Annotated in this window: 19 protein-coding genes; 11 read left to right on the top strand and 8 right to left on the bottom strand. The window is 62.2% G+C overall.

Features of this window, described 5'->3' with window-relative positions:
• Positions 1–41 precede the first annotated feature (41 nt).
• Positions 42–1,337 (bottom strand): lactonase family protein, encoded by a 1,296-nt coding sequence (locus BM438_RS25000; protein WP_093639409.1) that lies wholly within the window; start codon positions 1,335–1,337, stop codon positions 42–44.
• A 250-nt stretch (positions 1,338–1,587) separates the two neighbouring features.
• On the opposite strand from BM438_RS25000, the gene BM438_RS24995 reads away from it, so the two are divergent.
• Positions 1,588–1,740, top strand: a complete 153-nt coding sequence (locus tag BM438_RS24995; protein ID WP_007175701.1) for a DUF3096 domain-containing protein — start codon at positions 1,588–1,590, stop codon at positions 1,738–1,740.
• 258 nt (positions 1,741–1,998) lie between these two features.
• Here BM438_RS24995 and BM438_RS24990 read toward each other — a convergent pair whose 3' ends face one another.
• Entirely contained in the window at positions 1,999–2,244 is a 246-nt protein-coding gene (locus BM438_RS24990; RefSeq protein WP_093639716.1) for a hypothetical protein, read from the bottom strand.
• A gap of 228 nt (positions 2,245–2,472) precedes the next feature.
• On the opposite strand from BM438_RS24990, the gene BM438_RS24985 reads away from it, so the two are divergent.
• Entirely contained in the window at positions 2,473–4,353 is a 1,881-nt protein-coding gene (locus BM438_RS24985) for a glycoside hydrolase family 15 protein (RefSeq protein ID WP_093639406.1), read from the top strand.
• Between the two features lie 179 nt (positions 4,354–4,532).
• The gene (locus BM438_RS24980) at positions 4,533–5,810 is read left to right on the top strand and encodes a polyhydroxyalkanoate depolymerase (RefSeq protein ID WP_093639403.1); all 1,278 of its coding nucleotides are present in this window, start codon (positions 4,533–4,535) and stop codon (positions 5,808–5,810) included.
• Between the two features lie 108 nt (positions 5,811–5,918).
• Here BM438_RS24980 and BM438_RS24975 read toward each other — a convergent pair whose 3' ends face one another.
• Complete coding sequence (locus BM438_RS24975; RefSeq protein WP_093639400.1) at positions 5,919–6,551, bottom strand: TetR/AcrR family transcriptional regulator; 633 nt, start codon at positions 6,549–6,551, stop codon at positions 5,919–5,921.
• A gap of 385 nt (positions 6,552–6,936) precedes the next feature.
• Here BM438_RS24975 and rsxB point away from each other — a divergent pair, with 385 nt between their 5' ends.
• The 3 genes from rsxB (at position 6,937) to BM438_RS24960 (ending at position 9,097) form a co-directional block, all read left to right on the top strand.
• On the top strand, positions 6,937–7,797 hold the full coding sequence (rsxB, locus tag BM438_RS24970) for an electron transport complex subunit RsxB (protein WP_244179445.1): 861 nt from the start codon (positions 6,937–6,939) through the stop codon (positions 7,795–7,797).
• Positions 7,798–7,817: 20 nt separating this feature from the next.
• Positions 7,818–8,462 carry an endonuclease III gene (nth, locus tag BM438_RS24965; RefSeq protein ID WP_093639394.1) on the top strand — a complete coding sequence of 215 codons (645 nt, stop codon included), beginning with the start codon at positions 7,818–7,820 and terminating at the stop codon, positions 8,460–8,462.
• Between the two features lie 200 nt (positions 8,463–8,662).
• A complete protein-coding gene (locus BM438_RS24960; protein WP_054035021.1) occupies positions 8,663–9,097 on the top strand; it encodes a DUF1841 family protein in 435 nt (144 codons plus the stop codon).
• Between the two features lie 139 nt (positions 9,098–9,236).
• On the opposite strand, the gene BM438_RS24955 is transcribed toward BM438_RS24960, so the two are convergent.
• Both BM438_RS24955 and BM438_RS24950 read right to left on the bottom strand, forming a co-directional pair.
• On the bottom strand, positions 9,237–9,620 hold the full coding sequence (locus tag BM438_RS24955) for a c-type cytochrome (protein WP_093639391.1): 384 nt from the start codon (positions 9,618–9,620) through the stop codon (positions 9,237–9,239).
• A 59-nt stretch (positions 9,621–9,679) separates the two neighbouring features.
• Positions 9,680–10,048, bottom strand: coding sequence for a c-type cytochrome (locus BM438_RS24950; RefSeq protein ID WP_007175710.1), 369 nt, complete (start codon positions 10,046–10,048; stop codon positions 9,680–9,682).
• A 424-nt stretch (positions 10,049–10,472) separates the two neighbouring features.
• On the opposite strand from BM438_RS24950, the gene BM438_RS24945 reads away from it, so the two are divergent.
• The 5 genes from BM438_RS24945 (at position 10,473) to BM438_RS24925 (ending at position 15,745) form a co-directional block, all read left to right on the top strand.
• Positions 10,473–11,315, top strand: a complete 843-nt coding sequence (locus tag BM438_RS24945; RefSeq protein ID WP_093639389.1) for an AAA family ATPase — start codon at positions 10,473–10,475, stop codon at positions 11,313–11,315.
• Positions 11,316–11,401: 86 nt separating this feature from the next.
• The gene (locus tag BM438_RS24940) at positions 11,402–12,577 is read left to right on the top strand and encodes a vWA domain-containing protein (protein WP_054035024.1); all 1,176 of its coding nucleotides are present in this window, start codon (positions 11,402–11,404) and stop codon (positions 12,575–12,577) included.
• Positions 12,578–12,616: 39 nt separating this feature from the next.
• Entirely contained in the window at positions 12,617–13,837 is a 1,221-nt protein-coding gene (locus tag BM438_RS24935; protein WP_093639386.1) for a benzoate/H(+) symporter BenE family transporter, read from the top strand.
• Between the two features lie 247 nt (positions 13,838–14,084).
• Positions 14,085–15,038, top strand: a complete 954-nt coding sequence (gene tal, locus BM438_RS24930; protein WP_093639383.1) for a transaldolase — start codon at positions 14,085–14,087, stop codon at positions 15,036–15,038.
• Between the two features lie 281 nt (positions 15,039–15,319).
• The gene (locus BM438_RS24925) at positions 15,320–15,745 is read left to right on the top strand and encodes a VOC family protein (protein ID WP_093639380.1); all 426 of its coding nucleotides are present in this window, start codon (positions 15,320–15,322) and stop codon (positions 15,743–15,745) included.
• A gap of 42 nt (positions 15,746–15,787) precedes the next feature.
• Here the strand turns inward: BM438_RS24925 and BM438_RS24920 are convergent, their stop codons facing one another.
• From BM438_RS24920 to BM438_RS24910, 3 genes are all read right to left on the bottom strand, one after another.
• Positions 15,788–16,912: an FUSC family protein gene (locus tag BM438_RS24920; protein WP_208620704.1), complete on the bottom strand. Its 1,125-nt coding sequence runs from the start codon at positions 16,910–16,912 to the stop codon at positions 15,788–15,790.
• Positions 16,913–17,036: 124 nt separating this feature from the next.
• A complete protein-coding gene (gene mctP, locus BM438_RS24915; protein WP_093639374.1) occupies positions 17,037–18,587 on the bottom strand; it encodes a monocarboxylate uptake permease MctP in 1,551 nt (516 codons plus the stop codon).
• On the bottom strand, positions 18,587–18,826 hold the full coding sequence (locus tag BM438_RS24910; protein ID WP_054035028.1) for a DUF3311 domain-containing protein: 240 nt from the start codon (positions 18,824–18,826) through the stop codon (positions 18,587–18,589). Before BM438_RS24910 ends, mctP begins: the two co-directional genes overlap by 1 nt.
• Positions 18,827–19,084: the final 258 nt, after the last annotated feature.

The following is a 19,084-nucleotide window of genomic DNA, read 5'->3' as shown; positions in this document are numbered from 1 at the left end:
TTTTATTCAACGCGCGTATTCAGATCACCAGCGCCCCCACCTCAAGACGGCGACACCAGCTTGAAGTCCACCGGCGAATCGATCTCGATACGTTTTGGATTCGCTTCGAGCAATCCACTCTGCTGATCGCGCTTAAACACGTACACCGTGCCGCTGTTCTGATTGCCGACGATCAACCAGTTGCCGGTCGGGTCGATCGCGAATTCGCGCGGCGACTTGCCGAGGCTCGACTGGTGTCCGATCTTCTTCAGATGACCGTTGGTCGGATCGACTGAGAAGATCACGATCTCGTTCGCATCGCCGCGATTGGTGGCGTACAGGAAGCGTCCGTCCGGCGACAGATGAATGGCCGCGGCGCCTACCGCGCCCTTGAAGCCGGGCTCGATCAGCGAACTCGTTTGCACCTGCGTGAGCTTGCCATCGGCATAGTTGAAGGTGCTGACCGTGGCGGCCAGTTCGCTCGTCAGATACGCATGCTTGCCGTCCGCGCCGAACACCAGGTGACGTGGGCCCGTGCCTGCTTTCTCCTGGGTGTAGCGCCAATCGGTCGGGCCGAACAGGCCGCGGCTACCGTCCGGCGTGTAGCGGTACGAGTACAGCTTGTCGGCGCCCAGGTCCTGAGCGAACAGATAGTGACCGTCCGGCGAAAACACGGTGGAGTGAACGTGCGAGTTGTCCTGACGTCCCTTCACCGGACCGCCGCCTTCATGATGCACCGTGAGCACCGACGCGCCCACCTGGCCGTCCGCCTGCAATGGGAACACCGCGAAGCTGCCGCCCGGATCGGCCGCCACAGAGTAGTTCGCGGTCAGCAGATATTTGCCGTCCGGCGACAGGCTCAGATAGCACGGGTCATTACCGTCGGCCGAGACCTTGTTGAGAAAGCTCAGCTGGCCGCTCGCGGCATCGAAGCGAAACGCGCTGATCCCGCCGCGTTGGGTGGCCGGGCCGTTGTCGCCGGGCAATTCGTTGACCGCATAGACGAAGCGCCGGTCACGGCTCACCACCAGATACGACGGATTGACCGTCTGCGCGACCGACACGCGGGTCGCTTCGCCCGTCTTCGTGTCGAAGCGATAGACGTATATCCCTTCGCTCTTGCCCCCCGTGTAAGTGCCGACCAGCATGTCATAGACGCCATCGGCGGGAGCCGGGCCGGAATCTTGCGCAAACGCATGCGAAGCAACAATCGAGACCATGAGCACGAAACCTTTTATTATCGAGCGGGCGGAGCTTAGAGGAACTGGCCGGCCGCCGCGCCATGAGGTGGATCGAGCAGCAGAAGGCAATGGAGCGCTTGAGACGGCACGCACAACGGCACGGTGACTACGAAGCATATGACCTCCTGGACATCAGTTATTCGGTTATCCGGTTGTAATGGTGTCTCTGGTCTGCCGCGCCGTCGGTCGAATTGTTTTATCGAGGCAAGTATAAAAGCGTTGCGTCGGATCATGCAGCGAATCCGGCGGGCCACGTAGGCCAGGCCGCGTTCAGTTGACTGGCCTGCCGGCGCATGAGTAACAATTGTCCCGCCTGACGGGACGTTTTTTCAACCGCGTCTCACCCATCCCACACTACGGAGTTTTCATGAACGTCACACTCAGCCTGGGCCCGCTGGTTTCGTTGATCGCCGGTATTCTGATTCTTGTCATGCCGCGCCTGTTGAACTACATCGTCGCGCTCTATCTGATCATCATCGGCATCATTGGGATCTTCGGCGTGGGGTCGTCGCACTTCTAGGCGGCAACAATCAGCCACGGAAGCTGCAAGAAGGGACGCACGACCGGGCGCAGTGCCGGCCCGGCAATGTCTCGCACGAAAGGAGGACTGGTGCGGGATAGGGCACGCGTACTGATGGCGGCTACCGCAATGCAACACGTGGCACAGCGAAGCGGTACGTACGCGACAGATTCGCATCGGACGCCAGGCGCCAGATGCAAGACAACAGCGGACTGCCCGCATGAAGCGAGCCCGCGCAACAGAGAAATGGAGAAACGATCAGCCGTTCGAAAGCTGATCCAGCCGCAAACGCCCCTGCAACGACAATCCGCCGACGGCATAATGGCCGCCACCTTCCTGATGACGGCGGAAGCAGGCCCGTTCGATCAGAAAGGCCGCCGCAGCCAGCATGCCGTTGCGGCTCAGGCCCAACCGGCCATGTTCGAGCGGCAACATCGAATCGTCAGCGAGTTCGCTGGCGGCGGAGAGAATTGTGATGCAATCGGATTTCGACGGGTTCAGCATTGCTTGGATCCTCGAAAACGGCGTCTGCATTCGCCAGGGCAAGGCCGCTGCATGATCCGGAGGGCTCCGGGCATCGGCTTGAAATCTGATTGTAGGCAGTGATTTGACAATTACCAACTCGCGTTTTGCCGCATTGCGCGCTGAACCAAAACGCATCGCGCGAGTCCGGTAACACAATGACCCCCAGCGTGGCGGCCTTCGCCTCGCCTAAAACAGACACGCTCCCCCATGCCCGCACTCATCGAAGACTATGCGCTTATCGGCGACGGCCACACGGCCGCGCTCGTCTCCCGCGAGGGTTCGGTCGACTGGCTCTGCTGGCCGCGCTTCGACTCCGGCGCGTGCTTCGCCGCCCTGCTCGGCACGCCCGACAATGGCCGCTGGCTGATTTCGCCAGTCTCCGATACACCGCCCACGATCACGCGCCGGTATCGCGGCGAGACGCTGGTTCTGGAAACCGATTTCGAAACGCCCGAAGGCGCGGTCACGCTGATCGACTTCATGCCTCCGGGCAACGGCTGGTCGGAGATGGTGCGGATCGTCGTCGGCAAACGCGGCACGGTGCGCATGCAGATGGAACTGGTGCTGCGCTTCGACTATGGTTTTTCGATTCCGTGGGTGGACCGCCTGAAGCACGACAGCGGCATCAAGGCGATCGTCGGCCCAGACACCGCTGTGCTGCGCACGCCGGTCGAGTTGCGCGGCGAGAACATGAAGACAGTCGCGGAGTTCACCGTGAGCGAAGGCGAGCGCGTGCCGTTTTCACTGGCCTATGCGGCTTCGCACCTGCGCATTCCGCCCGGACGCGATCCGCACACGTCGCTCGCCCGTACCGAGAACCATTGGCTCGAATGGTCGTCGCGCAGCACGGTCGAGGGCAAATGGGCCGCGCAGATCCGCCGCTCGCTGATTACATTGAAGGCGCTGGCGTACGAGCCGACCGGCGGCATCGTCGCCGCGCCCACCACGTCGCTGCCGGAACAGTTGGGCGGTACGCGCAACTGGGACTACCGCTATTGCTGGCTGCGCGACGCCACCATTACGCTGCTCGCGATGATGCGCGGCGGCTATTACGACGAAGCGCGCGCCTGGCGCAGCTGGCTCGGCCGCGTGATGGCCGGCGCGCCGGATCAATTGCAGATCATGTACGGGATCGCCGGCGAACGGCGCCTGCCCGAATTCGAAATCGACTGGCTGCCGGGTTATCAGGACGCCAAACCCGTGCGGATCGGCAACAACGCGGTCGGGCAGCGCCAGCTCGACGTCTACGGCGAAGTGATGAACGCGCTGCATCTCGCACGCGTCGGCGGCTTGCAAGCGGACGACACCGCATGGAACGTGCAGCGCGCGTTGCTCACCCATCTCGACACGATCTGGCAAGAGCCGGACGAAGGCATCTGGGAAACGCGCGGCGGCCGCCAGCACTTCACCTTCTCCAAGGTGATGGCGTGGGTCGCCTACGACCGCGCCATCCGCTCCGCCGAAATGTTCAAGCTGGAAGGCCCGCTCGATGAATGGCGCGCAACCCGAGCGACAATCCACGCGGAAGTCTGCGCGAAGGCGTGGAATCCGGCGCTCAACGCGTTCTCCCAATCGTATGGCAGCGATCAGCTCGATGCGAGCGTGCTGCTGATGCCGCTGGTCGGCTTCCTCCCACCGACGGATCCGCGCGTCAAAGGCACTGTGTCCGCGATCGAAAAAGATCTGATGCACGACGGCTTCGTGATGCGCTACCGCACCACGGAATACGACGACGGTCTGCCGCCCGGCGAAGGCACCTTCCTCGCGTGCTCATTCTGGATGGTGGACAACCTGGCGCTGCAAGGCCGCATCGACGAAGCCGTCGCGATGTACGAACGGCTGCTCGGCCTCTGCAATGACGTCGGTTTGCTGGCGGAAGAGTACGATCCGGCAGCGAAACGCCTGGTCGGTAATTTTCCGCAAGCATTTTCCCATGTGGCGCTGGTGCACACCGGTTTGAACCTGATGAAGCACGAACAGGCCATGGCTCAGGCGACCGGGCAGCCGCCCCATATCGGCACGCTGGCTGAGGAACTTGAGGCTGCGGCAACCCCCGATAGCGGCGCGGCAGCATCGTCAGTACCATGATTTAATGACAGTTTGCGCGCAGCCCGCGCGCAAATTGCTGCATTGCACAAGTACGCTTTGTTCAGTATGATCCAGCAGACTGTTGGCCGAAAATCAATGCGCCTACAACCAATACGGCCTGCCGCAACGCCACACGCGTGTTTGCCAAGCCCCATGCGAACCGCTTAAACGGAGCACCCATGCTCTACCAATTGCACGAATTCCAGCGGGCGATGTTGAGCCCCCTCACCGCCTGGGCCCAGGCCGCGTCGAAATCGTTCGCGAATCCCGCCAGCCCGCTAGCCTATGTGCCCGGTGCCACACGCCTCTCGGCCGGTTACGAACTGCTCTACCGGCTTGGCAAAGATTACGAAAAGCCTGAGTTCAACCTTCATCAGATTGTCAAAGACGGTCACAACATTCCGATCATCGAACAAACGATCATCGAAAAACCGTTTTGCCGCCTGATGCGCTTCAAGCGTTTCGCGGACGACAGCGACGCTGTTACCCAATTGAAAGATGAGCCGGTCGTGCTGGTGTGCGCACCGTTGTCGGGCCACCACGCCACGCTGCTGCGCGATACCGTGCGCACGTTGTTGCAAGACCACAAGGTCTACCTGACCGACTGGATCGATGCACGCATGGTGCCGCTCGAAGAAGGTGAGTTTCATCTCGACGATTACATCGCCTACATCCAGGAATTCATCCGCCACATCGGCGCGAAGAATCTGCATGTGATCTCGGTATGCCAGCCTACCGTTCCGGTGCTCGCCGCCATTTCGCTGATGGCGAGCCGCGGCGAAGACACACCGCGCACCATGACCATGATGGGCGGCCCGATCGACGCGCGTAAGAGCCCGACCTCGGTCAACTCGCTCGCCACGCAGCACTCGTACGAATGGTTCGAAAACAACGTGATCTTCACGGTGCCGCCGAACTATCCGGGCGTGGGCCGCAAGGTTTACCCGGGCTTCCTGCAGCACACCGGCTTCGTGGCAATGAATCCTGAGCGCCATGCAGCCTCGCACTGGGACTTCTACCAGAGCCTGCTGCGCGGCGACGAAGACGACGCGGAAGCACATCGCCGCTTCTACGACGAGTACAACGCTGTGCTCGACATGGACGCGGACTATTACCTCGACACGATCCGCGTGGTGTTCCAGGAATTCAGTCTGGCCGAAGGTACGTGGGATGTCGCCGGCGAACGTGTACGCCCGCAGGACATCACGAAGACCGCGCTCTTCACGATCGAAGGCGAGCTGGACGATATCTCCGGCGACGGTCAGACGTTCGCCGCGCAAGGGTTGTGCAGCGGCATTCCGGAGAAGAACAAGCGCCACTTCACCGCGGAAAAATGCGGCCACTACGGCATTTTCTCGGGCCGCCGCTGGCGCACCATCATCTATCCGCAGTTGCGCGACTTCATCCTCGAGCACAACAAGGCGCCGAAGGTAGCGAAGGAAAAAGTCGAAGCCTGAGCACCCCGCGCGCAGAGATAAGCAACGGCCTCTTCTTCAGAGGCCGTTGTCGTTTCTGGTGCTTCTTTTGCTGCTTCTTATGCCGTCGATGCGCGGCCGCGTTGCGGCTTACTTCCGCAACAGATACGCCAGCAGCAACTCGGTGTTCATCTGGACGACTTCGCTGCGCTCACTCGCGCTGCTGAAATCGCGACCAAGAGTTGCTTCAAGCGTGAAGCGGTTCGACACGATGTAGTAGCCCATGCCTGACAGCGTCACGTAAAAGCGCAATGGATCGACATTGGTGCGAAACAAGCCCGCGCGTTGACCCCGCTCCAGAATGCTGCCGAGCGTGGCGACGATCGGTGAGATCATTTCGCGGATGCGCGTCGACTTCTGCATGTAGCGTGCCTCATGCAGATTCTCGTTGTTGACGAGACGCAGCAACTCGGGATGATCGCGGTAGTAATCCCAAACAAAATGCGCGAGACGCGTGACAGCCTCGACGGGTGCGATACCGTTCAGTTCGAGCGTTCGCTCCGCTTCATTGAGCGCGCTAAATGCGTGCTCGAGTACAGCCGTGAAAAGCTGCTCCTTGCTACCGAAGTAGTAATAGAGCATGCGTTCATTAGTTTCCGCGCGGCGGGCGATCTGATCGACGCGTGCGCCGAACAACCCTCCATTTGCAAACTCTTCGGCCGCCGCAAGCAGAATGCGGCGCCGCGTGCCTTCAGGATCTCTTTTGATTTTCGGCTGATTCATGGTGGCATCGTCTTCGTGAGCCGCGTTATCCGGATCGCGCCGCCGGCCTCTCCTCGGGCCTTGCACCGACAGCACTGAACGGGCTGGTTGGGGGAACACCCTTCTGCGGTCTTTCGAAAAAGCGCTTCGATTATGGCACATGGATTGCGGATGGCAATTGGGGAAATCGGCGATAATGTGCTATTTAGTTCAAGCCCAGCGCTTGCGCTTAGTTGCAGCCTTAGTTGCACAAATTCGCGCCTCTATTCGTGTCTGTATTTGCCTATATTGGCGCGTGTTTGCCCGCTTTCGCAGCGCTTTTGTGTTGCCCCGGTCTGCCGCGTGTTTTCCCTAACCCGCGCTCGGCAAACTGTGCGGCCACGAGGCAAGCCCCAACGTCGTGACCGTGACCGATTCCAGAACACTCGCAGATCGCATCGAAGATCTGCTACCCCAAACGCAATGCACGAAGTGCGGTTATCCCGCATGCCGTCCGTATGCCGAAGCCGTCGCCCATGGCGAGGCTAACTACAATCAGTGCCCGCCGGGTGGCGCCGAAGGCATCGCGCGCCTCGCCGCACTGCTCGGCAAGCCGGTGATCCCGCTCAATTCCGCCAACGGCGTCGAACGGCCGCGCCCGTTGGCGGTTATCGACGAACAAGTTTGCATCGGCTGCACGCTGTGCATGCAGGCTTGTCCGGTCGATGCAATAGTTGGTGCACCGAAACAGATGCACACGGTGATCGCCGAGCTCTGTACCGGTTGTGACCTGTGCGTGCCGCCCTGCCCGGTCGACTGCATTGCGATGCCACCGGTCACCGGTGAAGCAACCGGCTGGGACGCATGGAGCCAGAGCCAGGCTGACGCCGCGCGCGAGCGTCACAACCGGCGTGAAGCCCGTCTCGCACGCGAACGCGAAGCGGCCGAGGCGCGTGCTGCAGCGCGGCGAGCGGTCAGCAGCGCGCCTGCTCAGGTGATGGAAACCGGTGCTGCGGCAACGCCCGCCGCACCCGCAGCGGACTCCGCCGAAGCGAGGAAACGCGCCATCATCCAGGCCGCGCTCGAGCGTGCACGCCAGAAGAAAGAAGAGTTGGCCGCCAAGGGCCAAGGTCCGCAGAACACCGAGCGCGTTAGCGCCGACGTGCAGGCGCAGATCGACGCCGCCGAAGCTCGCCGCCGCCGTCTCGGACTCGCTGCGGACAACACCGCGGGTAACTCCGGGGGTAACACCGCGGGTAACACTGAATTTCCGCCAACGAAGCGCTAACCTCTAACTCTACGCTGCGCATGAACGCGAACAAACGCCGCGCCATCTACGAGACGCTTCAGAGTCTCAATCCGCATCCCACGACCGAGCTCGAGTACACCACACCCTTCGAACTGCTGATTGCCGTGCTGCTGTCGGCGCAGGCTACCGACGTGTCGGTGAACAAGGCCATGCGCAAGATGTTCCCGGTCGCGAACACACCGCAGAAGGTCTTCGATCTCGGCGAAGAAGGGGTGACCGGCTACATCAAGACGATTGGCCTCTATCGGACCAAAGCGAAGAATGTGATCGCAACCTGCCGCATTCTGCTCGACCAGTACGGCGGCGAAGTACCGGAAGATCGTGAAGCGCTCGAGAGCTTGCCGGGGGTCGGCCGAAAAACGGCGAACGTGATCCTGAACACGGCGTTCGGTCATCCGACCATCGCTGTCGATACACATATCTTTCGGGTTGCGAATCGAACAGGCCTCGCACCTGGCAAAGACGTGCGCGCGGTTGAAGTGGCGCTGGAGAAATTCACGCCCGCCGAGTTCAAGCAGGACGCCCACCACTGGCTGATTCTGCATGGCCGCTATGTATGCAAAGCGCGCCGTCCGGAATGCTGGCACTGCGCGATCGAGCCACTCTGCGAATTCCGGCCCAAGACGCCGCCGCCGGATCTTTGAGCGCGGTGCCGCTCGGCGGCCGCCCGAACGGATGCCGTATCGCGTTAGCGCGTTTGTCCGGCGCCTACGCGGTGCGCACTCAGTGCGCCGGCGGCCGCCGCTTCACCTCGGTCCACTAACGCGCCGCCAGCAAGCCGCCCTGCCTCGGCGTAAAATCACCCCCTTCCAGGCCGCCTCACACTCAACACACCGCCCCCACGATGTTCAATCCCAGCCGCGACGAAGTCCGCCAATTTTTCACCGACACCTGGCGCAAGCAGCGTCAAGGCGAGATTCTGACGCCGCTCGAAGCGATCGCCGCCGACTGGATCGTCGAGCATCCGGAATATCACGCCGACCTCACCAGCACGGAAGCCGCCCAGGCTCAGGATTACTCGCCCGAACGCGGCCAGACCAACCCGTTCCTGCATCTGTCGATGCATCTGGCAATCACCGAACAGCTGTCGATCGACCAGCCGCCCGGCATCCGCGCGGCGCACGAGCGGCTTGCCGCCCGGCTCGGCTCGACCCACGAAGCGCAGCACGCGATCATGGATTGCCTCGGCGAAACCATCTGGGAAGCGCAACGCACCGGCACCCCGCCTGACACGGACGCGTATTTGCAGCGCATCGAACAGCGCGCTACACGAGACTGAGGCACGCGGGCAACCCAGCGCCCGTTAGCACGCCAGCCGAACCCGCCACCCCCGCACAAACCCTAGCCCCAAAGCACAACACCCCGCCGAAGCGGGGTGTTGTTCAATCTGAAAACCGTGCAAAAGCAGCGCTGCGCGCTTACTTCTTCTGCACCAGCGCGCCGTCCAGCGATTCGATGTAGGCCGCGATGTCTTTCATGTCGCTTGGCGAGAGGCTTTGCACCTGCGCCTGCATGATCGCGTTGTTGCGACCGAGGTGCGGATTGCCGTTGCCCATCTGGTACTGGCGCAGCGCCCAGTAGACGTAGTCGGAATGCTGACCTGCGAGCTTCGGATATTCCGGGCTCACCGGATTGTTCAGGTTGACGCCGTGGCAGGCCGCGCAGTTGTGGGTGTTAGCCAGCACCTTGCCGTTGCCGGCGTCAGCGGCGTGCGCGACGTTCGCAGCAAACAGACCGATAACTGCCGCCGACGCACATGCAGCCTTGAACACCGTGTGGAGTGCCTGTTGGGGCTTATTCATGAATTCTCCTATCCCGCGAATATAAATAGCCGAGTGACCGCCTGGATGACCGAAGCCGATCACTTGTCGGGATTGCTCTTCGAAGAGGAATTTTGCGCTGCGTAGTAGGCAGCGATGTCGGCGATGTCTTGATCAGACAGCGACGCGGTGATCGCGCGCATCGTTTCGAAATGGCGGTCGCCCTTCTTGTAGCCGTGCAGGGCATTCTCGAGGTACGCCTGATTCTGGCCGCCGAGCATGGGCACGCGGTAGACCTCAGGGTAAGCCGTGCGGTATTCAGGGATGCCGTGGCAGCCAATACACATCGCGACCTTGCCTTGGCCCGCCTTCGCGTTGCCGACGACATCCGCTGCCTGCGCACTGGCCGCATAGCCCGCGAGCACCGACAGCGCTGCGATCACGACGTGTTTGCCAACGAATTTATTCATAGCATGTAACCTGGCTTGAGGGGAAACGGGCGCCCGAAAAGGCAACGGCCCGCGCCGTTATTCTTATGGGTAGCCACGCAGGCCAAAAAAATCGGGCTAATTGTACCGCGACGCCGCGCCGAACGTCCACCGCGCGGGGCCAGAAGCCTATCCGGCCGCCGCAAAGCCGCTGCTGGCGCCATTTTGCTCCGCCGCACCGGCTCCGCATGGCCTCGTGCCGTCCGCTACGCTCCATCCGCCCGACCCACGACGCCTGGCGCGCCCGCCCACCGGGCACGCCAGGCGAGCACGGACTGCTCGCGAACGCCGCGTAAGCACTTGAACCAGCGTCCAGCACCGCGGGTGACACCTTACGCCAGGCTGATTCAGCCCAACAGGCCTTCTGACTTATACTGGGTTTTTTCCCAGAAAAGAGCATCTCGCCATGCGTTTTGAAGGCTCATCGCAGTACGTCGCCACCGACGACCTCAAGCTCGCGGTCAACGCCGCGATGACGCTGAAGCGCCCGTTGCTGATCAAGGGCGAACCCGGCACCGGCAAAACCATGCTCGCGGAAGAGGTCGCCGCCGCGCTCGGCATGCCGCTCTTGCAATGGCATATCAAGTCCACTACCAAGGCTCAGCAAGGCCTGTACGAGTACGACGCGGTATCGCGCCTGCGCGATTCGCAACTCGGTGACGAGCGCGTCAAGGACATCCGCAACTACATCGTCAAGGGTGTGCTGTGGCAGGCGTTCGAGTCGGAGGAACAGACGGTGCTGCTGATCGACGAGATCGACAAGGCCGACATCGAATTCCCGAACGACCTGCTGCGCGAGCTCGACCGCATGGAGTTCTACGTGTACGAGACCCATGAGCTGATCCGCGCGAAACAGCGCCCGCTCGTGATCATTACGTCGAACAACGAGAAGGAGCTGCCCGACGCGTTCCTGCGCCGCTGCTTTTTCCATTACATTAAATTCCCCGATCCGGTGACGATGCAACAGATCGTCGAAGTGCACTACCCCGGCATCAAGAAGGAACTGCTCGCCGCGGCGATGCAGAGCTTCTTCGAGTTGCGCAACGTCGCCGGTCTGAAGAAGAAACCGTCCACATCGGAACTGCTCGACTGGCTGAAGCTGCTGCTTGCCGAGGACATTCCGCCTGAAGCGCTGCGCTCGTCCGACCAGAAGCAGATCATCCCGCCGCTGCACGGCGCGCTGCTGAAGAACGAACAGGACGTGAGCCTGTTCGAGCGGCTGATCTTCATGAACCGCAACAACCGTTGATTAACCGTTGACGAATCGTTGACTAATCGCGAATACCCGTTGATGAGCGCGGCGCACCGCCCACTCGCCGCCGCCGAGGACACAGCATGCTGATCGACTTCTTCTACTCGCTGCGCGCCGCCAAACTGCCGGTGTCGGTGAAGGAATACCTGACGCTGCTCGAAGCGCTCAAAGCCAATGTGATCGCGCCGTCGCTCGACGAGTTCTACTATCTCGCACGCATCACGCTGGTCAAGGACGAGCAGTATTTCGACAAGTTCGACCAGGCGTTCGGCGCGTATTTCAACGGCGTCGCGCAAGCCTCGGAGCTCGCCTTCGACGTCCCGCTCGACTGGCTGAAGAAGAAGCTGCAACGCGATCTGTCGCCCGAAGAAAAAGCGCAGATCGAAGCGATGGGCGGCCTCGACAAGCTGATGGAGCGCCTGAAGGAACTGTTCGACGAACAGAAAGAGCGCCACGAAGGCGGCAACAAATGGATCGGCACGGGCGGCACCTCGCCGTTCGGCAACGGCGGCTACAACCCTGAGGGTGTGCGCATCGGCGGCGACGCGGCGGGTCAACGCACGGCGGTGAAGGTGTGGGAAGCACGCGCCTATCGCGACTACGACGACCAGGTCGAAATCGGCACACGCAACATCAAGGTCGCGCTGCGCCGCCTGCGCCGTTTCGCCCGCGAAGGCGCGGCAGAAGAGCTCGATCTGCCCGACACGATCCGCAGCACCGCGGCGAACGCCGGCTGGCTCGATCTGAAGATGGTGCCGGAGCGGCACAACAAGGTCAAAGTGCTGATGCTGCTCGACGTGGGCGGCTCGATGGACGATCACATCAAGCGCACTGAAGAGCTCTTTTCCGCCGCCAAGGCCGAATTCAAGCATCTCGAGTTCTATTACTTCCACAACTGTGTGTACGACTTCCTGTGGAAGAACAATCGCCGCCGTCACGCCGAGCGCATGCCGACGTGGGACCTGCTGCACAAGTTCACGCCCGACTACAAGCTGATCTTCGTCGGCGACGCGACCATGAGCCCGTACGAAGTGCTACAACCGGGCGGCTCGGTCGAGTACAACAACGCTGAAGCCGGCGCCGTGTGGCTGCGCCGCCTCGCCGATCATTTCCCGCATTACGCGTGGCTCAATCCGGAGCCCGAAGGTTTGTGGGCGTACCGGCAGTCGGTCAGCGCGATCCGCGAAGTGCTCGGCCACCGCATGTATCCGCTCACCCTCGCCGGACTCGAATCGGCGATGCGCATGTTGAGCAAGTAATCAGATCACGTTTTTCTCCAACTATAAGAAAGCTTCTGCATGAGTCCGTCTTCATCGCCCGATTTGTCCCCTGCCGACGTGCACCCCGGGCCGCTCAAACCGTTTGCCGATACGTCCCTGTCCACCCTCGTCGCCGGCTTCGTCGCGATGATGACGGGCTACACGAGTTCGCTCGTGCTGATGTTCCAGGCCGGCCAGGCAGCCCATCTCAGCGATGCGCAGATTTCGTCGTGGATCTGGGCGTTGTCGATCGGCATGGCCGTCTTCACGATCGGCCTTTCACTGCGCTTTCGCGCGCCGATCGTGATTGCCTGGTCGACGCCCGGCGCGGCGCTGCTGGTGTCGTCGCTGCCACACGTGACCTACCCTGAGGCGATCGGCGCGTTTATCGTCTGCGCGGTGCTGCTGACGGTGGTCGGCCTGACCGGCTGGTTCGACACGCTGATGAGGAAAATCCCGGCAGGCATCGCTTCCGCTTTGCTGGCGGGCATTCTGTTCGAGATCGGCATCGAGATTTTCCGCGCCGCGCAGTTCCAGACCGCGCTCGTGCTGGCAATGTTCTTCACCTATCTGATCGTCAAACGCCTCGCGCCGCGCTACGCGATCGTGACGACGCTGATCGTCGGCACAACCGCCGCCGGCGCGCTCGGGCTGCTCGACTTCAGCCGCTTTCACGTCGCGCTCGCCCACCCGGTGTTCACGATGCCGGTGTTTTCGGTCGCGGCGGGCATCAGCATCGGCATTCCGCTTTTCGTCGTCGCGATGGCGTCGCAGAACGTGCCGGGCATCGCTGTGCTGCGCGCGGACGGCTACACCACGCCTTCCGCACCGCTGATTTCGACAACCGGCATCGCCTCGCTGCTGCTCGCGCCCTTCGGCTCGCACGGCATCAATCTTGCGGCGATCACGGCGGCGATCTGTACCGGCCCCGAAGCGCACGAAAATCGTGACAAGCGTTACACCGCGGCAGTCTGGTGCGGTATTTTCTATCTGATTGCCGGGATTTTCGGCGCGACCATCGCCGCATTGTTCGCCGCCTTGCCGAAGGCGCTGGTGGTCTCCGTTGCGGCGCTGGCGCTGTTCGGCTCGATCATGAGCGGCCTCGCCAACGCCATGCAGGACCTGAAGCAACGCGAGGCGGCGCTGGTGACGTTTATGGTGACGGCTTCCGGCCTCACCTTGCTGTCGATCGGCTCGGCGTTCTGGGGGCTGGTGGCGGGCGTGCTGACGCAACTGGTGCTGAACGCCCGGCGCGCCTGAATCGTCGGCGGAAATCGGCACCCAAAATCCCTGTGAACGGATCGCCGGCAGCAAGTGTCAATACTGCGTCAGACGATCCGCCATAGAATAGAAGCATCCGGCAGCGCTTTCCGTCAAAATTCCCCGGCAACATGACGGGCAGACGCTGCAGCGTGACCCGCGGCCGCCGGAACGGTTTGTCTTTTCCGTCCGGTGGCGATCTCATTTCTCCTGAACCACGGCGCACGCGCGCCATGAAGGCTCGAACATGACAACCGCACTCGACCAACTCAAGCAATACACCACCGTCGTGGCCGATACCGGCGACTTCCAGCAGCTTGCCCAGTACAAGCCGCAGGACGCGACCACCAATCCCTCGCTGATTCTGAAAGCCGTCCAGAAAGACGACTACAAGCCGCTGCTCGAAAAGACGGTGAAGGCGCATGCGTCGAAGCCGGTCGGCGCCATCATCGACCAGTTGCTGATCGCCTTCGGCACCGAAATTCTCAAGATCATCCCGGGTCGCGTGTCGACCGAAGTGGATGCACGCCTGTCGTTCGACACCGAAGCGTCGATCGCCAAGGGCCGCGAGCTGATCGCCCTGTACAAAGACCACGGCATCGGCCGCGAACGCGTGCTGATCAAGCTGGCCTCCACGTGGGAAGGCATCCGCGCCGCCGAAGTGCTGCAAAAGGAAGGCATCCACTGCAACATGACGCTCTTGTTCTCGCTCGCGCAGGCCGCTGCCTGTGCCGAAGCAGGCGCGCAACTGATCTCGCCGTTCGTCGGCCGCATCTACGACTGGTACAAGAAGAACGCCGGCAGCGCGTGGGACGAAGCGAAAGACGGCGGCGCCAACGATCCGGGCGTCAAATCGGTGCGCCGCATTTACGCGTACTACAAGAAGTTCGGCTACAAGACCGAGGTGATGGGCGCGAGCTTCCGCACCCCGGGCCAGATTCTGGAACTGGCTGGCTGCGATCTGCTGACCATCAGCCCGGATCTGCTGCAAAAGCTGCAGGAGAGCACCGAAACGGTCGAGCGCAAGCTGTCGCCTGAAATGGGCAAGGGAGTGGACATCGAACGCGTGCCGGTCGACGAATCGTCGTTCCGCTTCCTCGTCAACGACGAAGCAATGGCGACCGAAAAGCTCGCTGAAGGCATCCGCGCGTTCGCGGCAGACGCCGTCAAGCTGGAAAAGTTGATCGAAGCGCTGCGTTAAGCCGGGCCTTCGCGGCTTGAATGCGCGGCCGTGGTCGCGTATGCGGCCGCGCACATCGTCCCACACAGCTAGTCCAAATACGCGGCCCTGAGCCTTCCGGTTCAGGGCCGCGTGCCGTTTACCGCCGGCTCACGTCCGACACCTGCCCACACCGCAACGCCTTACGAAATAACGTCACAATCGCTACTCCAACGGACGACTACAATCGTCTACACGCTGCTCCCTCGCTGCCATTTGCCGAAGGAACGTGGCGCCGCTGACCCATATCCCGGGAGACGATCATGTACGTTCAGCCTTACGTATTTTTCAACGGCCGCTGTGAAGAAGCGCTCAAGTATTACTGCGAGAAGCTCGGCGCTGAAATCACATTCCAGATGCGCTACAAGGACGCGCCGCCCGATGCGCAAGCGGGGATACGTCCCGGCATCGAGGACAAGATCATGCACGCGGCCATCAAGCTCGGCTCGACGATCTGGATGGCGTCCGACGGCCACTGCGACCCCGACGCAGGCTCGATGAACGGTTTCAGCCTGTCGCTCACGGCCGACGACGACGCCTCGGCGAAAAAATACTTCGATGCGCTCGCCGACGGCGGACAGGTCATGATGCCGTTTCAGCCCACCTTCTGGAGCAAGGGGTTCGGGATGCTGGTGGACCGCTTCGGTCTCGCCTGGATGGTGGGCGTGCCGGAAGAGCATGAATCGTAAGCGACAGGTCGGGAAGGGGCGCGCGGCCCTGAGCGTTGCGCCCTAAACCTTCAGCAAACTGCGCGAATGCCGTTCGATGTTCCAGTTCGGCTCAGTCTCCAGCAGCAAAGCGCGCAAGCGGTCCACCTGTTCGGCAAGCCGCTGCCCGAGCCAATACGGCCCTTGCAAGTCGGGTGGCAAGTCAAGCGCCGCGCCGCCGCACACCTCGGTGAGCGGCGTTGCAGCCGGAATGCCGAAGTGCGTCGCGCGGCCAAAACGCAGCCCGCGCGCGATCGCCAACAGCATGCCGCGCACGGCGTGCACCTCGACGCCGCACTCCCGCGCATACGCAGCGCGCGCCGCGGCGTCGGCGCGCATCAGCGGGCCGGTCGCCAGCAACTCCAGCGAACTGAGCACCGAACGATGCAAGCGCTGGATCTCTTCGAGCTTCGCCTGCGGCACGTCGATCTCCTTTGCCACCGAAGGCATCAGCGAGCGCAACTGCACCAGCCGCTTGTTGATCGCGAGGAAGCGTTTGACCTGTTCCTCTTCGCTGATCGTTTCGCCTTCCAGCAAACGGGTGTAGATCCGCGCACAGTCGCGCAGATTGTCGGCGATCCCATAGCGCCACGAATAGGTCGCGTGTAACGGCAACGCGAATGAAAACGCCAGCGCGATCACAATGCCGATCAGCACGTTCAGCGTGCGCCATAGACCGACGTCGATCAGATTGTCGCCATGGCCCGCGACGATGCACATCGTGATCGCCGTCAGCAGGCCGATATACCCCGACGATCCGATCGCGAACCACGCGCAGATCCCCGCGACGATCGACATCAGTACATAGGTGAGCGGCAGCGACCCGGTCAGGTTCTGCGTCAGGATGAGCAGAAGCCCGATCACCGCGCCGAGCAGCGTTCCCGCCGCCCGGTCGGCGGCCTTCTTGCGGATGTTGCCGTGATGCTGCAAGCCGCCGATCACGACCAGCAAGGTCACCGACGACCAGATGCCGTGCGGAATGTCGATCCCGGTGGTTGCGAGAATCGACACCAGCATCGCAACGCCGACCCGCAGGCTATGCAACACCTTTGCGTGGCGATAGCGGTAGTACGGCGACGTGATCGTGCGCACCATGCGGCTGATGGCCGAGCGGCGGACAACGACACGGGGGGAATCGGCAGAAGCCATGGCTCGCGCGACGGACGCTTTGAAGGACGGTTCCGCTATCCTGCCCTGGAGTGCCCCGGAAAGACAAACGCCCGCAAACTTTTGTCTGCGGGCGTTGCTTTTCCGGCGAGCTGGAACGGCTGGCTTAGCCTTCGACCACGTCCAGATAATCTTCCGGGCGGGTACGGTCCTCGGCGCGCTGCATGCCGAACGCGCGCACCAGCAGGCTCACCACGACAGACACAATCAGGTTGACGATCAGCGACCACACTGCCGCGTAACCGGGAATCGCCATGCCGAACAGGTGGATCGTGAAGATCGAGCCCGCCAGCTTCAGCGAGATCGCCATCCACGTGCCGGTTGCGATGCCGACCGCCCAGCCGATCAGCAGGCCGCGGTAGTCGAGCACGCGCGTGTAGAGACCCAGCACGATAGCCGGCAGTGTCTGGATGATCCAGATGCCGCCCAGCAGTTGCAACTGGATCGCGTACGTGAGCGGCAAACCGAGAATAAACGCGACCGCGCCGACCTTGACGATCAGCGACACCAGCTTCGCGACGTTAGTCTCCTGCTCATGCGACATGTTGCGGTTCACGAACTCCTTGTGGATGTTGCGCGTGTACAGGTTCGCTGCCGCAATCGACATGATCGCCGCCGGCACCAGCGCGCCGATACCGATCGCCGCGAAGGCCACGCCGACGAACCACGACGGGAAGAAGTGCAGGAACAGCGCCGGCACCGCGAAGTTCGGGCCGAACGCCTTGAAGTACGGCGCGAATTCCGGCATGTCCTTCACGCCCGAAGCCAGCGCCATGAAGCCCAGCAGCGCGAGCAGGCCGAGCACCAGCGAGTAGGCCGGCAGCATCGCCATGTTGCGGCGGATCGTGTTACCCGACTTCGACGACAGCACCGCGGTGATCGAGTGCGGATACAGGAACAGCGCAAGCGCCGAACCCACTGCAAGCGTCGCGTACGCGCTGTAGCCGTTCAGGCTCGACACGTCCGGTGCCTTCAGCAGCAGCTTGGCAGGCGGCACCACGCTGAAGATATGGCCGAAGCCGCCCAATTGCGGCGGAATCACGATGATCGCGGCGAAGATCACGATATAGATCAGCACGTCCTTGACGACCGCGATCATGGCCGGCGCGCGCAGGCCCGACGTGTACGTGTAGGCCGCCAGAATCGCGAACGCGATGATCAGCGGCAGATCGCCGACGAAGCCCTTGGTGTCGAAACCCAGTGCGCCGATCACCACTTCGATACCGACCAGTTGCAGCGCGATGTACGGCATCGTCGCAACAATGCCGGTCACGGCGATCGCCAGCGCCAGCATGCGGCTGCCATAGCGAGCCGAGACGAAGTCGGCCGATGTCACGTAACCCTGACGCTTGGCGATGCTCCACAGTTTCGGGAACACGACGAACGCGAACGGATAGATCAGGATCGTGTACGGCAGCGCGAAGAAACCCGTTGCGCCCGCACCGAACACCAGCGCCGGCACGGCGATGAAGGTGTAAGCGGTGTACAGGTCGCCGCCCAGCAGGAACCAGGTGACGATGGTGCCGAAGCGCCGGCCGCCGAGGCCCCACTCTTCCAGATGGGCGAGGTCGCCCTTGCGCCAGTGAGCCGCGACAAAGCCGAGAATGGTGACGCCGATAAAGAACAGGACGAAGACGAATGTTGCGGTGGCGTTCATTATCGTGCGCCCCCTTGCGAGCTGCCCGTCGAGCGGGTCTTGGTCTTGAAGTACACGAGCGCCGTGATGATCGCGCTGATCAACACCCACAGCAGCTGGTACCAGTAGAAGAACGGAAAATCGAACAGCTGCGGTTCGACCTTGTTATATGACGGCACCCAGATCATCGCGATCCAGGGCAACAGCAGCAACCAGAGCCAGTGCTTGCTGGCCTTGTTCGCGTCGGCGTCGTGAGCCATGACGTCTCCTCTTCCCTATTATTGAAATGTTGGCCCGTGTGTGGACGGGTGGTGGATGTCCCGTCGCAGGTAGGCCACGGGTACCCCGAAAGCTTCGAAAGAGTATAGGAGCCGAGAACGTCCGGTCAAGCAGGGACGACCCGAGGCGCAAATGTGCTGCTGGGGCGCGCGGGGCGGTGGTTTAGCGGAGATGAGGGGTGGCCGCGAGGGCGCCGGACGCGGGGGGCCGGGGCGCCGATGGGAGCGATGCGTCCTGGG

This window comes from Paraburkholderia aspalathi, from assembly GCF_900116445.1.
Taxonomy (GTDB): domain Bacteria; phylum Pseudomonadota; class Gammaproteobacteria; order Burkholderiales; family Burkholderiaceae; genus Paraburkholderia; species Paraburkholderia aspalathi.
This window is presented reverse-complemented; position numbering and strand designations above follow the sequence as displayed.